General features: G+C 63.7%; 13 protein-coding genes. 8 read left to right on the top strand and 5 right to left on the bottom strand.

Translation table 11 applies throughout. The annotated features are described in order from the left end of the window. The first annotated feature begins 7 nt into the window (after positions 1–7). From mreC to FRC96_RS06320, 5 genes are read left to right on the top strand one after another with little or no spacing between them, the layout of a single operon-like run. Positions 8–841, top strand: a complete 834-nt coding sequence (mreC, locus tag FRC96_RS06300) for a rod shape-determining protein MreC (protein ID WP_146973654.1) — start codon at positions 8–10, stop codon at positions 839–841. Positions 842–846: 5 nt separating this feature from the next. Then, entirely contained in the window at positions 847–1,362 is a 516-nt protein-coding gene (locus FRC96_RS06305; RefSeq protein ID WP_146973655.1) for a hypothetical protein, read from the top strand. A 34-nt stretch (positions 1,363–1,396) separates the two neighbouring features. Then, a complete protein-coding gene (gene mrdA / locus FRC96_RS06310) occupies positions 1,397–3,322 on the top strand; it encodes a penicillin-binding protein 2 (RefSeq protein ID WP_146973656.1) in 1,926 nt (641 codons plus the stop codon). 2 nt (positions 3,323–3,324) lie between these two features. After that, complete coding sequence (gene rodA, locus FRC96_RS06315; protein ID WP_230469939.1) at positions 3,325–4,431, top strand: rod shape-determining protein RodA; 1,107 nt, start codon at positions 3,325–3,327, stop codon at positions 4,429–4,431. An 11-nt stretch (positions 4,432–4,442) separates the two neighbouring features. Beyond that, positions 4,443–6,077: an ABC transporter ATP-binding protein gene (locus tag FRC96_RS06320; RefSeq protein WP_146973658.1), complete on the top strand. Its 1,635-nt coding sequence runs from the start codon at positions 4,443–4,445 to the stop codon at positions 6,075–6,077. A 21-nt stretch (positions 6,078–6,098) separates the two neighbouring features. On the opposite strand, the gene FRC96_RS06325 is transcribed toward FRC96_RS06320, so the two are convergent. Next, the gene (locus FRC96_RS06325; protein WP_146973659.1) at positions 6,099–6,434 is read right to left on the bottom strand and encodes a nucleotide pyrophosphohydrolase; all 336 of its coding nucleotides are present in this window, start codon (positions 6,432–6,434) and stop codon (positions 6,099–6,101) included. A gap of 44 nt (positions 6,435–6,478) precedes the next feature. Here FRC96_RS06325 and FRC96_RS06330 point away from each other — a divergent pair, with 44 nt between their 5' ends. Further along, positions 6,479–6,811, top strand: coding sequence for a Rieske (2Fe-2S) protein (locus FRC96_RS06330; RefSeq protein WP_146973660.1), 333 nt, complete (start codon positions 6,479–6,481; stop codon positions 6,809–6,811). A gap of 3 nt (positions 6,812–6,814) precedes the next feature. Here FRC96_RS06330 and FRC96_RS06335 read toward each other — a convergent pair whose 3' ends face one another. Beyond that, positions 6,815–8,425 carry an aldehyde dehydrogenase family protein gene (locus tag FRC96_RS06335; protein ID WP_230469940.1) on the bottom strand — a complete coding sequence of 537 codons (1,611 nt, stop codon included), beginning with the start codon at positions 8,423–8,425 and terminating at the stop codon, positions 6,815–6,817. A gap of 741 nt (positions 8,426–9,166) precedes the next feature. Between FRC96_RS06335 and FRC96_RS06340 the strand changes: the two genes are divergently transcribed. Beyond that, positions 9,167–10,060: a PfkB family carbohydrate kinase gene (locus tag FRC96_RS06340; protein WP_146973662.1), complete on the top strand. Its 894-nt coding sequence runs from the start codon at positions 9,167–9,169 to the stop codon at positions 10,058–10,060. Between the two features lie 84 nt (positions 10,061–10,144). On the opposite strand, the gene FRC96_RS06345 is transcribed toward FRC96_RS06340, so the two are convergent. The 3 genes from FRC96_RS06345 to fsa form a co-directional block, all read right to left on the bottom strand. Further along, complete coding sequence (locus FRC96_RS06345; RefSeq protein ID WP_146973663.1) at positions 10,145–10,978, bottom strand: PHP-associated domain-containing protein; 834 nt, start codon at positions 10,976–10,978, stop codon at positions 10,145–10,147. Between the two features lie 109 nt (positions 10,979–11,087). Then, positions 11,088–11,642 (bottom strand): FxsA family protein, encoded by a 555-nt coding sequence (locus FRC96_RS06350; protein WP_146973664.1) that lies wholly within the window; start codon positions 11,640–11,642, stop codon positions 11,088–11,090. A gap of 60 nt (positions 11,643–11,702) precedes the next feature. Continuing rightward, the gene (gene fsa / locus FRC96_RS06355; protein ID WP_146973665.1) at positions 11,703–12,353 is read right to left on the bottom strand and encodes a fructose-6-phosphate aldolase; all 651 of its coding nucleotides are present in this window, start codon (positions 12,351–12,353) and stop codon (positions 11,703–11,705) included. A 273-nt stretch (positions 12,354–12,626) separates the two neighbouring features. On the opposite strand from fsa, the gene serS reads away from it, so the two are divergent. Then, positions 12,627–13,904 (top strand): serine--tRNA ligase, encoded by a 1,278-nt coding sequence (gene serS, locus FRC96_RS06360; RefSeq protein ID WP_146973666.1) that lies wholly within the window; start codon positions 12,627–12,629, stop codon positions 13,902–13,904. The last annotated feature ends 30 nt before the right edge of the window (positions 13,905–13,934 follow it).

Consider the following 13,934-nt stretch of genomic DNA (forward strand, 5'->3'; position numbering starts at 1 on the left):
CCTACAGATGTTGCTCGCATGGCTAGAACATCATCGCCGCAAGGTCGTGGCGATGGCGCTGCTCCTGGTGCCGCTGGTGATGTTCGCCACATCTGCCGGTGCGACGCCTGGTAAGGATGTTGGTGCGCCGGCGCGCTATGCGGCGGTACCGATGGGGTGGACGCAGTCCAAAGTCAGCGCGTTGCTCGGCGTCACAGGTCTCTTCGGAGGGGCCGGGTCGAGTGAACTTCGTGACGAGAATGCTCGCCTCCAGGCGGAGGTCGATCGTTTGCGGGAGGAGAACACGCGGCTGATCGGTGTGCTCCAGGAGAACGGGCGGCTGCGCGAGCTCGTCGGGTTTCGCGAACGTCATCCCGAGTACAACCTGATTCCGGCGCGGGTCATCGCGCGTGACACCTCCCCCTTCTTTCGGGTGTTGAAGGTGGAGATCAGCGCGGATGCGAAGCTCAAGCCGCGGATGCCAGTGGTGAGCGCGCAGGGGGTGGTGGGCCAGGTCCATCAGGTCTTTGAGGGGTATGCAGATGTGGTCATCGTCTCGGACCCGCGCAGTCGTATCGATGTAGTGAGCCAACGAAATCGGGCGCAGGGGGTGGTCGAGGGGCTGGGGCATGAGCGCGACTATCAGGGGCGTATCTCGTATCTCTCGGAGCGCGACGAGGTGGTGGTGGGGGACGTGATGGTGACCAGCGGGATGGGCGGGATTTTTCCGCGGGAGCTTGTGGTGGGGACGGTCGCGGAGGTTCAGGAGTCGCAGCGGGGGCTGTTTCAGGAGGCGGTGATTTCGCCGTCGGTGGACTTCTCGCGACTGGAAGAAGTCTTTGTGATCGCCGGGGCGGAGTAGTCAGGATGCCGACGCTGATCGTGGTCGTGGTGGCCTGGCTGATGCTGGTGGTTCAGGGGGCGGTCGGGGGCTGGTTTGGGGAGTGGTTGGTGCCCCAGCTGGCGATCTCGGTGGTGGTGTTTCTGGGGCTGGAGCGCACGATGGTCGCCGGTGGTGTGGCGCTCTTGATGCTCATGTGGCCGGTGGAGTGGTTGGTGGGCGGGGTCGGCGGGATCTACAGCCTGGGGCTGGTGGCGGTGTTCTTTATGATGCAGCTCTTTCGGGGGAGGGTGCAGGGAAGCTGGGGATTGTCTCGGGGAATTGTGGCGGGGCTGGCGACGCTTGTGCACAGCCTGGTGATGTTGCTCGTGCTCACGCTCTCGGAGTCCGGGGAGCGGGTGATGGCCTCCATCGCCTGGCAGATGTGGACGAGCTGCGTTGCGACGGCGCTTGCGACCCTTGTGGTGGGGCGAGTGCTCGGGCGCCTGGATCGATTGATGGATCCTCGTCGAGGGCGTAACGTGTTGGAGTTCCGGTCCTGACGCCCCTGGCGAGGATCGATGTGCAGGCAGGCAGATGGCATTAGGCGACCTTCCAACTCGGGGGAGGCACGGAGAGCTGGCGGAGTACGGCGCGCGCTACGGCTGGGCGCTGGCCATTGTGCTGGTGGCTTTCGGTATCATCGCGCTTCGTCTGTGGCAGATTCAGGTGATCGAGGGGGAGCGCTACTACCGGGCGGCCACCGAGAACATCATTCGTCAGGTGGAGGTGTCGGCCCCGCGCGGACGTATTCTGGATCGCTACGGTGTGGCGCTGGCGGAGAATCGCCCCTCGTTTGATGTTTATATGGTGCCGCATATCTTTCGGCGTCACGCGGATGAGGAGGCCTACGGTCTGCTCAAGCGTTACATGAACCTTTCGGAGGCGGAGCTCGGGCGGATTCGGGGGATGGTGGAGTCGAATCGCGGCGAGGTGCTGTTGCGACGGGATGTGCCCCGGCTTGAGGTCGCGCGTCTGGAGGAGGATCGGCTGCGTCTCCCCGGCATTGAGGTGCGGGCGACGGCACATCGGCATTATCCTTTGCATCATGTGGGCGGCCACGCGGTGGGTTTCGTGGCCGAGGTGGGCCGCAATGAGTTGCGGGATCTGCGGGCCTATGGCTACCGACCCAGGGACCGGGTCGGGCGGATGGGGCTGGAGAGCGCCTTTGAAGAAGTACTTCACGGTTCGCCGGGGCTGGATCGGGTGGTGGTGGATGCCCGGGGGAATCGTCAGGGGGAGTCGCAGACGCGTTTTCTGATCGGGGAGTACCAGCGCATCGAGCCGGTGGCCGGGCGCGATGTGGTCTCGACGCTGGATGCGGATCTGATGGTCATCATCGATGAGGCGATGAAGCGACACGCGGCCGGCGCGGTGGTTGCGGTGGACCCGCGGGATGGGTCGGTGAGGGGGCTGTACAGCAAGCCGCACTTCAACCCGAACGCCTGGTCGGGGCGTCTCTCCGCGATGGAGAAGATGCGCAGCGACAACGACCCCTTTAAACCGATGCTTGATAAAAGCGTGAGCGCGTACTTCCCGGGATCGGTCTATAAGATCGTGGGCACGTGGGCGGCGCTGCACGACGGGATCTATGAGCCTCATGACGAGGTGGACTGCCCGGGCTACTACCACTTTGGTGGACGTCGCTGGCGGTGCCATAAGCGGGGGGGACACGGTGAGGTCGACGCGTATACGTCGATGGCGCAATCGTGTGATGTGTATTTCTATAAGCTGGCCGAAGAGATGGGGATGGACCGCATGGCGGAGTTCGCGCGGCAGTTCGGATTCGGTGAGCGGACCGGGATACCCATCAATCACGAGTCGGCAGGGCGGATTCCGGACACCGAGTGGTACCGGAAGTATGGACCTGACGGGTATACGCGAGGGATGGATTTGAACTCCGTACTGGGACAGGGCGATACGTTGACGACGCCCTTGCAGGTGGCGATGGCGTATGCGGCGATCGCCAATGGTGGGGATCTCTACTACCCGAGGTTGGTCGAGGCGATTCGTAATCCGAGCGGGGAGGTGGTCTTCGAGTACGAGCCGCGGGTGAGGAAGAAGGTGGGGATTGACGCGGAGTCGCTGGAGGTGTTGCGCCGGGGGCTGTGGATGGGGGTGGAGGATGATATAGGGACGGCGTCTCGACTTCGGCTGGATCATGCCGAGGTGGCCGGGAAGACCGGGACTGCGCAGGTCGCCAAGATCGGCGCGGTGAGGGTAGCGAACAGTGATAAAGAGATTCGGCTTCGAGACCACGCCTGGTTTGCGGCGTACGCGCCTTATGAGGATCCGGAGCTTGTGCTGGTGGTGTTTTTGGAGCACGCCGGTCACGGTGGGGCGGAGGCGGCGCCGGTGGCGATGGAGATCTTTGATCGGTATCTGACGCGTCAGCAGGGATTCGATGCGCTGGAGGTTCGGCTGGGGAGCGCGCCGCTTGAGGACGTGGGGGAGGCGCCATGAGGATGGGAGCGAAGACAGGTGCGGCGGCGCTGGTCGAGCGTATCGAGTGGCCGCTGGTGATTGTGGTGGTGCTGCTGGCCGCGTTGGGGCTCTTTAATCTGCGCAACGCCTCGCTCAACTCACCGGCGTCTTTTCATCTGGCGCAGGCGGTCTGGTACATGGTGGGGCTGGGGGCGATTACGGTGGTGACGTTGATCCACACGCGCTTCTTTCAGCGCTGGGCGTATGTGGGGTTTGGGGCGGTGGTGTTGCTGCTGGTGGCTGTGGCGCTCTTCGGGACGGAGCTCAACGGCTCGAAGCGCTGGCTGAACTTCGGGGCCTTCCTGGTGCAGCCCTCGGAGTTGTTGAAGCTTGCGGTGATCGTGGTGACGGCGCGCTATTTTAACGATCGCAACAAGGAGGGGAGCTATTCGCTGCGGGAGCTTGTGGTGCCCACAGGGATTGTCCTCTCGGGGGTGTTCTGGGTGTTCAATCAGCCGGATCTGGGGACGTCGCTGGTGATTCTGGCGATCTTCGGGACGATGGTGCTCTTTGAGGGGGTGCGCTGGCAGAGCGTTGTGGCCCTGGCGGTGGCCGGGGTGATCGCGCTGCCGTTCGGGTATGCGTTCGGGTTGAAGGAGTACCAGCGCGATCGGGTGCTCTCGTTTATGAACCTGGATGCGGACACCCACGGGCAGTCGTGGCAGGTGCGTCAGTCGATGATCGCGTTTGGTTCGGGGCGTGTCTGGGGGAAGGGGCACGAGGAGGGCACGCAGGTTCAGAAGGGGTTTGTGCCCGAGCATGAGAATGACTTTATCGCCGCGAACTGGGGGGAGGAGCGCGGGTTTGTGGGGATGCTGCTCTTGCTCGGGTTGTACTTTGCGTTTATCGCCGCGGCGCTCAATGTGTCTCGCAAGGCGCGGGACCGATACGGAGTGCTGGTGGGGGTGGGGGTCGCCGCGCTCTTCTTCTGGCATACGGTGGTCAACCTGGGGATGGTGACCGGGATGTTGCCGGTGGTGGGGCTGACGTTGCCGATGCTCAGCTATGGGGGGAGTAGTTTGCTGACGATGATGGTGGCTATCGGGCTGCTCTTTAACGTGAGTTTTCACAGGCCGTCGTACGGTTAAGGGAGTGGTTGGTGTCGGAGCATGGTGTGGCGAGTGAAGAGCGCGAGAATCTGCTGTTGCCCGGAGTGGCAAGGTGGGAGGGAGGGGAGGACGAGCCGATCATCGAGCTTGTCGATGTGTATAAGAGTTTTGGGGATGATCATGTCTTAAAGGGGCTGAGCCTGAAGGTGATGCCGGGGAAGATTACGATCATCATCGGGGCGTCGGGCTCGGGGAAGAGCGTGCTGCTCAAGCATATGAACGGGCTGCTTCGGCCGGATAAAGGGACGGTGCGCCTCTTCGGGCAGGATGTCTCGGAGCTGGGGGACCAGGCGCTCGACCGGCTGCGTAAGCGCGTGGGGACGATGTTTCAGAACTACGCGCTCTTCGACTCGTTGACGGTGCGGGAGAACGTGGCGTTTGCGCTGGTGGAGCACGGTGCGATGCCGCGGGCCAGGGCCGAGGAGTTGGCAGAGACCCTGATCGAAGAGCTCGATCTGGGGCATGCGCTGGACCAGTATCCGGCGACGCTTTCGGGGGGGATGAAGAAGCGGGTGAGTCTGGCGCGGGCGATCGTGTCCAATCCGGAGGTCGTGCTCTTTGATGAGCCGACGACCGGGCTCGATCCGGTGATGATGGAGTTTGTGGACAAGCTGATCGAGGAGATCACTCGAAAGTACGCGCTGACCAGCGTGTTGATCAGCCATGACCTGGCGACGATCTTTCGCATCGCTGATCAGGTGGCGGTGCTGGCCGAGGGGAAGATCATCTGCGTGGGGCGGCCAGACGAGATTCGCCAGAGCGAGGATTCACGGGTTCAGGAGCTGATCGGGGGCAAGGCGAAGTCGCAGATCGAGGTGCACGCCTCAGACGGGTCTGAGAAAGCCGAGATGATCGTGCGGATGGAGGGGGTGCATAAGGGGTGGGGCAAAAATCAGGTGCTGCGCGGGGTGGATTTTGAGGTGCCCCGGGGCAAATTGACCACGTTGATCGGTGGTTCGGGCTCGGGGAAGAGCGTGATGATGAAGCACCTTCTGGGGTTGCTGAAGGCCGATCGGGGGACGGTGGAGGTTTTTGGTGAGGACCTCTCGAAGCTGAGCGAGGGGGACCTGCGGGAGTTGCGCACGAAGGTGGGGATGCTCTTTCAGCATGCGGCGCTCTTTGACTCGATGAGCGTGCGGGAGAACGTGGCGTTTCCGCTGGTGGAGCGTCGGGTGTGCAGTCGTAAGGAGGCTCATGAGCGCACCGATCGACTGCTGGAGCAGCTCAAGTTGATGGAGATCGCCGATCAGGTGCCGGTTCAGATCTCCAGCGGGCAGCAGAAGCGGGTGAGTCTGGCGCGGGCGCTGGTGACCGAGCCACAGCTGCTGATCTACGACGAGCCGACCACGGGGCAGGATCCGATCATGGCACTCTATGTCGAGGAGATGATCATGGAGGTCCAGGAGAGCTTCGACGTGACGAGCATTGTGATCAGCCACGATATGGCGTCGGCGTTTCGCACCGCCGACGTGATCGCGATGTTGCATAAGGGGGAGATCATCGCGTGCGGGCCGCCTCAGGTCATCGCGGACGCGGAGGATGAGCGGGTGCGCAACTTCGTGTACGCCGCCGACGTTGCCGCACAGGAGCGCGGGGCGGCGTCGCGGCGGGCGGACGAGGGGTGAGTGGTTCGGGGAGTGGCGGGATCAGGGTGTGCGCGGGGTGAAGCGGTCGGCATCTCGGACGTTGTACTTTTGAAAGACCTGGTTGAGGGCCTCGTCGAGATCGATGTCGAGGGAGTTGGCCAGGGCCAGCATCACGAAGAGCATGTCGGCGAGCTCTTCGGCGGGGTTGCCTTTGCCTTCGGTGGACTTGGGGGGCTTGTCGCCGTGGAGGTGATTGAGGGCGCGGGCGAGCTCTCCGAGCTCTTCGGTGAGCCTGGCGAGGTTGGAGAGGGGGCTGAAGTAGCCTTCGTCCCACTGGTTGATCCAGGCATCAACTCGGGCTTGTAAGTCGGGGAGGGTTGGGGGAGTTTTTTTCATGAGGATTCTTAAGGGTTGTGGAAGCTCAAGGTTAAGGAGACGACGTGGCAGGACCGGTGGTAGAGGCGACGCGTTATGTGGACGTGTCGGGTGTGGAGGCGGTGAAGGAGGGGGAGGGGACGATTGTGTTTGTGGGGGTGAGGCGTCTGGCGCTCTTTCGGGTGGGGGATGAGGTGCACTGCATCGAGAACCGCTGTCCGCATGCCGGTGGGTTTCTGGGGCTGGGGCGGGTGGAGGGGTGTCAGGTGCGGTGTCCGCGGCATGACTGGGCGTTTGATTTTACCACGGGAGATTGCCTTAGCGACCCCCGCTACGACGTGCGGCGCTATCCGGTGCGCGTCGAGGGGGGCCGGGTGCTGGTAGGCGTGGCGGAGTGACGCTTAGCCGCGGAGCGCCTGGGAGAGGACGCCGGCGAACCTGGCGAGGCCAGGGTTGAGCTCGAAGCGGGTGAGGCGCTCGGCGATTTTTGCGGTGTTTTTGGTAGTGACAAACCAGGGGGGCTTCGGGAAGGCTTTGAAGGGGCCGCGGATGACACTCTTCTGGGGTTTGTCGAAGAGGAAGGTGTTGTGGACGACGCCGATTCCGGAGCCGATGTCCTGGTAGGTGTGTCCGGGGAAGGCACCCCAGGGGGTGACGCCGAGGCCGTAGCTGACGGCGGGCCAGTGGTTGACGACGACGCTGCCGTAGCGCAGCTCGGAGATGGCCTGCTCCAGGGCGGCGGCCTCTGTGCGCTGGGTGCGCGGGTCGATGAGGATGGAGGCGCTTAATGTGCCCCAGAGGTGCTCGTTGCAGAAGGCGGTGGCGCGTTTGAGGAACTCCGAGGGAGAGGAGGCGTCGAGGGAGGTCTCGCACATCACGCCGCAGAAGGACTCAGTGGTGAAGCAGACGTTGTCGGTGTCGTCGGCGGGGACGTTGGGGATGAGGCCCCAGGGGAGGATGCCGTCTTGACGGGGGCCGAAGAGTTCGGCCTGGTCGTTGGCGTCGATGAAGGTGTCGAAGCGTTCCTCGGCGCCGGGGTAGTAGGCGACGCGTTTGTCGATGTCGCTGAGCACGCTGCGGAGTTTGTTGAGAAAGGCCTCGCGCTGGGGCCAGTCTTTTTGTGTGATAAGGACGCGGGCAGCGTTGCAGTTGAAGCCGCCGTTGTTGGCGAGCTGGGTGGCGACGTTTTCGGCCTGGAATTGCAGCTCACTCTCGGTCCAGGTTCCCGGGGTGACGATGATGGGGCTTACGTTACCAAGCTCGCTGGTGATGCGCTTGTTGAGGAGGGGCTCGTCGTTGGCTTTGCGCTGCTCCCCTTCCGGGCCTGTGCCGTAGACGATGGCGTCGTGGGTGAGGTCGCTGCCGGTGATGTGAATTTCTTCGACGAGGGGGTGATGGCAGAGGTAGGCGCCGACATCGGCGCCGCCGTATGCCATGGCGAGGAAGCCACGATCGATGAACTCCGCAAACGCCTCTTCGATGAAGGGGCCGAGGTAGTCGTTGACCGGGTTCATCTTGAGGATGCAGACCTGGCCTTCGGCGAAGAGTTTGTAGACGACATCGAGGGGGCCGATGCTGGCGACGTTTCCGGCGCCGAGCACCAGGGCGACGTGGCCATCGGGGAGGTCCTGGTCGTAGAAGCTGGCGGTGTTGCTGGCGAGGTTTGAGGGGGTCACCTCGGGTTGCATCCAGACTTCGGCGGTGAAGCCCTGGTACATGAGCTTGTCGAGGGTGCCGAGAGGGAAGACATCGACGATGACCTGGCCATCGTGGCGTGTGCGCAGCGCACCGTTTTTGAGTTGGGGTTTGCCGTGACGGTCGATGTCTTCGAGGGTGTCGATGAGCAGGCGCAGGTTGCGTGCGGTGATGACGGGGCCACCAAGCCACTCTTCGCCGGCCAGGGGAGAGCCTTGAGGGATGCGTTTGGCGCGCAGCGCGGCCTCCACCTGGCGTGGGGCGACGTCGACCACACGCTCCAGCAACCGGCGCGTCATCGCGATTTTCTCGCTCAAGGGCAACCTCGCCCACGAGTGACGGTTATCGTGCAGCGTGGCGAGGCGCGCGTCGAGCTGGGGCGCGTCTGCGGGGGTTGGGATGTTTGCTGACGAGGGTGATGGCGAGGCGGATGTGGCCATGGCGGTCTCAGGTAGTGGGAGCGCTGTAAAACACCGGGCGAGTTTGGTGGCAATGGGGAGAGATTAGGACGGAAGTTGTTGGGAGGCAACGCGATCGGAGTGGTTGATCTGTGGCGAGTGTGGTTGGGGGGGGGGTTGGACTGAGGGGGGCGTGAGGCGATTACCCGTGAAGTCTGAGGGAGGTCGGGGGTGGAGTGTCGGCCTGAGGGGTGATCGCATACCCCGAATGACGGACAACCACCCATTCGGGGGTATGGAGGAGGGGTCAGTGTGAGGGTCGAGTCCCGACTGGAGGGGTGTGGGAGGGGTCAGTGTGAGGGTCGAGTCCCAGCCGGAGGGGTGTTGCAGGGGTTTGGCTCCGAGGGGCGTCTGAGGATGAGAGGTTCGTCAGGGCAGCGGTTGCCGGTGGGGTTCGATGTGGTGACGTCGTGTCGGGGTGAGGGGTGAAGGAAGGTGAGCTTCTGCGGGGTGTGAGAGGGGGGAGGTGGTGGAGGTGTGTGGTTGAACAAAGGCGTGAGGATCAGGCGCTTCCGGTGTGGTGGGGGATTTCCTATACTGGGCGTCTTAGAGCGGAGAGCTGACTGTGATCCAACGGGGCGATGCCAAGGGAGAGATGCGATGCGAGTGTTGTCAGCAGGCTACTGTACGCTGGACCAGATCGGGGTGGTTGAGACGCGTGGGCGCGGGGAGACGCGACGCGATCTGACGACGTTTTCGGTGCAGGGTGGGGGGACGGCGGCGACGGCGGCGGTGGCGTTAGCGCGGTGGGGCGTGGATGTGGGGGTTGTCGGCGTGGTGGGCGACGATGAGCGGGGTGCGCAGATTGAGCGTACGCTCTCTGCGGCGAAGGTGGACACCCGGCATATGATCCGTCGACAGGGGGGGATCAGTCAGTTGACGATGGTCGTGTTGGATGCCGAGGTGGGGCGACGGTTGTACGTGACGCCGGGGAGTGTGGCGCCGTTGGAGGCGGACGAGGTCAGTGAGGGGATGTTAGACGGGGTCGATTTACTGGTGATTGACGGGGCGTATCCGGAGGCGCAGTTGGCGTTGGCCCGGAGCGCGAAGTCGCGGGGTGTCTCGGTGGTGGGGGAGCTTAAGCGCGGGGGACGAGAGGTTGCGGAGACGCTCTTGCCCTGGCTGGATGTGGTGGTGACCTCGGAGCGTGTCGCCAGTGATTTGACGGGGGTGGGGGCGTTGCAGGGGATATGTGAGGGGTTGATCGAGCGAGGTCCGACGGTGGCTGTGGTGACGCTGGGGGAGGAGGGAGCGGCGGGGATGGGCGAGGATGGGGAGTTGTTGCGGGAGGTGGCCAGTCGGATTGAGGAGGTGGATGTGACGGGGGCGGGCGATGTTTTTCTGGGAGCGGTGGCGCTGGGGGTGCGGGAGGGGTGGCCGCTGCAGCGCGTGCTTCGCTACGCGAACGCCGCGGCGGCCCGGGCCTGTGAGGGGCTCGGGGGGCGGAGCTCGATCGGCACGCGAGAGGTGATTGAAGCGATGCTTGAGGGTTGAAGGCGCGAGGCGTCGTGAAGAACGACAGAAAGCCGCTCCCGATGGTCGGGGGCGGCTTTCTTTTTGTTGCGATGTAGCGCGGGATCAGGAGCGTTTGGAGCGACCGCCGCGGGAGCGTCCGCCGCGGCTGGAGCGGCCTCCACCTTTGGAGCCACGGCGACCGCCGCCTTTGGAGCCACGACGTCCGCCGCCACCTTTGGAGGAGCGTCCGGAGCGTCCGCGACCCGAGCCACCTTTGGAGGGGCGGCGGGCGCGGCTGGATGCCTGTTGTTCGACGTCCCCGATCTGGACGGCCCAGAACTCGGCGTTTTTGAGGGCTTCGACGAGTTGTTTCTGAGTGCGGATCTCGTCGTCGAAGAAGGTGGCGAAGCGTCCGACGGCGTCGAGGTCGTCGGCGGGGTCGGAGCCGCCGATGGTGCCCAGGCCCATGAAGGTGGCGGCTTCCAGGGCGAAGTTATTCTGGAGGGCGCCGACCCGGGGGGTGAAGACTTCGACGGCGCTGAGGCGGTCGAAGGTGAAGATATGATCGCCCATGTTGAAGGGGATCTCGAGGTCGTATGGGCGGGCGGCGATGGTGACGCCGTTGTGCTTGTCGAAGAGCTGCATGACGGCTTCGGCAGCCGGGGTGGTCATGTAGGTGATGGCTCGCCACTCTTCGGCCAGGTAGAAGGCGTCAACTTCGGGGACGAAGCCCAGGAGGATGCCGCGGTCAGTGGGGATCTCCACACCGATGAAGACGTTGAGTTCGGGGAACTCGTTACTGGCGAGCGCGAGGATATCGGCGCTGCGGGCGGTGGAGAGGGTCTCACAGAAGGCGACGGCGTCGAGGCCTGCGTCGCGGGCTTTCGTGAGGATCTGGCGGGGGGAGAGCTTAACACCTTCGGAGATGTCCGACTTGGCGTGGAGATCAATCAACATAAATCAAAGCCGTGTGTGCGGTCCGTCGGCGTCGACGAGGGCGCCGAGAGGTAGGGTTCATCGTTGCGCAGTGACGCGTTGGGTGTGGCCGTAGGGCCGGGGTTTGCGGTCAGCGCTGTCGAGGCAGGCTAGCGTCAGAGTCGCGGTCTGTCGAGTCTCCGGGGCGATCCGGGGTGATATCGATGATGTCACCCTGGTCGGCGCCGCCAAAAGGCGAGCGTGCGTCGCCGGCGCCGGGACCGAAGGGGGAGTTTCCGAAGACGTTTGAGGACTGCGAGATGAAGAAGGTGGACGTGCCGCTTTCCAGGGCCGCCTTGAAGCGGGCGCGGATGGCGTTTTTGAGCGGTCGTCTCAAGGGGGGGATCAAGAGCACCAGGCCGGCGATGTCGGTGAGCACACCGGGGGTGATGAGGAAGACGCCGGCGATGAAGACGGCGAGTCCGTCGAGGAGGCTGTCGGCGGGGATGTTGCCCTGGCGCAAGTCGTTCTGGATGGCGTGCCAGGCGCGCAGCCCCTCGAGTTTTCCGAGGACGGCGCCGAGCAGGCCGGTGGCGACGACCAGGCCGATGGTGGGCCAGAGGCCGATGAGCTGGCCCAGGGGGATGAGCAGGGCAAGCTCGATGAGGGGTACGACGGTAAATAGGAAGAGCAGTTTGAGTAGCACGATGCCTCTCAGTGGGGCGGCGCCAGCGCTGGTGCGGGCTGGCGCCGCCGCGCAAAAGGATCAGGCCTTCGGGACTTTCTCCCAGTCCTTGAGGAACTTCTCCAGGCCGATATCGGTCAGGGGGTGTTGGAACATCTTGTCGATGATGTTGAAGGGGATCGTGGCGACGTGGGCGCCCAGAAGGGCGGACTCGGCCACGTGGCGCGGGTGACGGATGGAGGCGACCAGCACCTGGGTGGAGATGTTGGGGTAGTTGGCGTAGGCGGCGACGATCTCTTCGATCAGGTCCATGCCGGACTGTCCCAGGTCATCGAGGCGGCCGATGAAGGGGCTGATGTAGGTGGCGCCGGCGCGGGCCGCGAGCAGGGCCTGGTTGGTGGAGAAGCAGAGGGTGACGTTGACGCCGATGCCTTCGTCCGTGAGGGTTTTGCAGGCTTTGAGGCCGTCGGGGGTCAGGGGGATTTTGACGACGATGTTGTCGGCCCAGCTGGCGAACTCGCGGCCTTCGCGCACCATGCCTTCAGTGTCGGTGGAGGTGACCTCGGCACTGACGGGCCCGTCGACGAGCTCGCAGATCTCGAGGATGACTTCTTTGAAGGGGCGACCACTTTTAGCGATGAGGCTGGGGTTGGTGGTGACGCCGTCGAGGATGCCGAGCTGGGCGGCGGTGCGGATTTCGGTGGTGTCGGCGGTGTCGATGAAGAATTTCATAGGGCTCACTCGGTCAACGGGTGGACACAAAGGGCGAAGAGAGACGCAGGCTCCCTAACATTGAGGGCCTTTCAGGCGCAAATCGTCTCGCGGAGCACCGGCCTTGTGTCGACACTGTGAAGAACACGGTCGAAGGGGGGCTGATTCCCGCTTGGCGGGGCGCCAGCGAGGCTGGAAAAGGGCGCGGGCGATGTGCTATTCGGACGCGACGATCATTGAGCGCCAGCCCGCGCCGACGCTCTGCCATGTATAAGCACCCAAGAGGCTTTCACCATGCTGGATATCAAGTTCATTCGTGAGAACGTTGACACGGTTAAGGAGGCGGCTCGCAACAAGCGCTTCGACGTGGATATCGACCGGTTGTTGGAGCTGGACGAGCGTCGTCGTGATTTGCTGAGCAGCTCCGAGAAGATCCGGGCGCGTCGTAACGAGGTGGCCCAGGCGATTCCGAAGGCGTCGAAGGACGAGCGTCCGGCGCTGATCGAGGAGGGCAAGCAGCTCAAAGAAGATCTGGCGAGTTACGAGGAGGAGCTGGTTGAGGTGCAGTCGGCCTATGAGGGGCTGATGTTGATGGTGCCCAACGTGACCCTGCCGGAGGTGCCGATCGGGGAGACGGACGAGGACAACGAGGTGATTCGGCACGTCGGTGAGCCGCGCACCTTTGATTTTGAGCCTCGGGACCACGAGGAGCTCGGCGAGCTGCTGGGGATCATCGATAAGGAGCGGGGGATCAAGGTGGGCGGGGCGCGATCCTATGCGTTACGCGGGGCCGGGGCGCTGTTGGAGATGGCGGTGATGCGCCTGGGGATGGACCTGATGGTGGAGCGAGGCTACGAGCCGATCATCGGACCGCTGATGGTCAATGAGAGCGCGTTGGTGGGAACGGGGTTCTTTCCCTACGGTCAGGAAGACACCTACCACCTGGAGAAGGACGATAAGTACCTGGTGGGGACCAGCGAGGTGATCCTGGTGAGCCTCAACGCCGATGAGATTCTGGAGAAGGACTCGTTGCCGCGGCGTTATTGCGGGTTTTCGCCGTGTTTTCGGCGGGAGGCGGGGAGCGCGGGTCGCGATACGCGCGGGGTATATCGGGTGCATCAGTTTACGAAGGTCGAGCAGGTGATCATCTGTGAGGCCGATGAGGCGAAGTCGCGGGCGCTGCATGAGGAGTTGTTGGGGAACTCCGAGGCGTTGATGCAGAAGCTGGAGCTTCCCTATCGGGTGGCGCTGGCGTGCACCGGGGAGATCGGGCTCGGGCAGGTGCTCAAGCATGAGATTGAGACCTGGATGCCCTCACGAGGGATGTATTCGGAGACGCACAGCTGCTCGAGCCTCTATGACTACCAGGCGCGTCGAAGCGGGATTCGTTACCGCAATGAAGAGGGGCAGATGCGTTATTGTTACACGCTCAACAACACGCTGGCGGCGAGCCCGCGGATCCTCATTCCGATCCTGGAGCATTATCAGAATGAGGACGGGTCGGTGACGGTACCCGAGGCGCTTCGGCCCTATATGCACGGCATCGAGGTGATCCGTCCGAAGGCGTCGTAAGGTCGATGCGGGGGTGAGGGCGACGTGAGT

This window comes from Lujinxingia vulgaris (assembly GCF_007997005.1).
Classification (GTDB): domain Bacteria; phylum Myxococcota_A; class Bradymonadia; order Bradymonadales; family Bradymonadaceae; genus Lujinxingia.

Bases quoted from the DNA above. Each gene is read 5' to 3' on its own strand.
- FRC96_RS06325 (WP_146973659.1), bottom strand. From the start codon at position 6,434: ATGAAAAAAACTCCCCCAACCCTCCCCGACTTACAAGCCCGAGTTGAT.
- FRC96_RS06340 (WP_146973662.1), top strand. From the start codon at position 9,167: ATGCGAGTGTTGTCAGCAGGCTACTGTACGCTGGACCAGATCGGGGTG.
- FRC96_RS06305 (WP_146973655.1), top strand. From the start codon at position 847: ATGCCGACGCTGATCGTGGTCGTGGTGGCCTGGCTGATGCTGGTGGTT.
- fsa (WP_146973665.1), bottom strand. From the start codon at position 12,353: ATGAAATTCTTCATCGACACCGCCGACACCACCGAAATCCGCACCGCC.
- mrdA (WP_146973656.1), top strand. From the start codon at position 1,397: ATGGCATTAGGCGACCTTCCAACTCGGGGGAGGCACGGAGAGCTGGCG.
- serS (WP_146973666.1), top strand. From the start codon at position 12,627: ATGCTGGATATCAAGTTCATTCGTGAGAACGTTGACACGGTTAAGGAG.
- FRC96_RS06345 (WP_146973663.1), bottom strand. From the start codon at position 10,978: ATGTTGATTGATCTCCACGCCAAGTCGGACATCTCCGAAGGTGTTAAG.
- rodA (WP_230469939.1), top strand. From the start codon at position 3,325: ATGGGAGCGAAGACAGGTGCGGCGGCGCTGGTCGAGCGTATCGAGTGG.
- mreC (WP_146973654.1), top strand. From the start codon at position 8: ATGTTGCTCGCATGGCTAGAACATCATCGCCGCAAGGTCGTGGCGATG.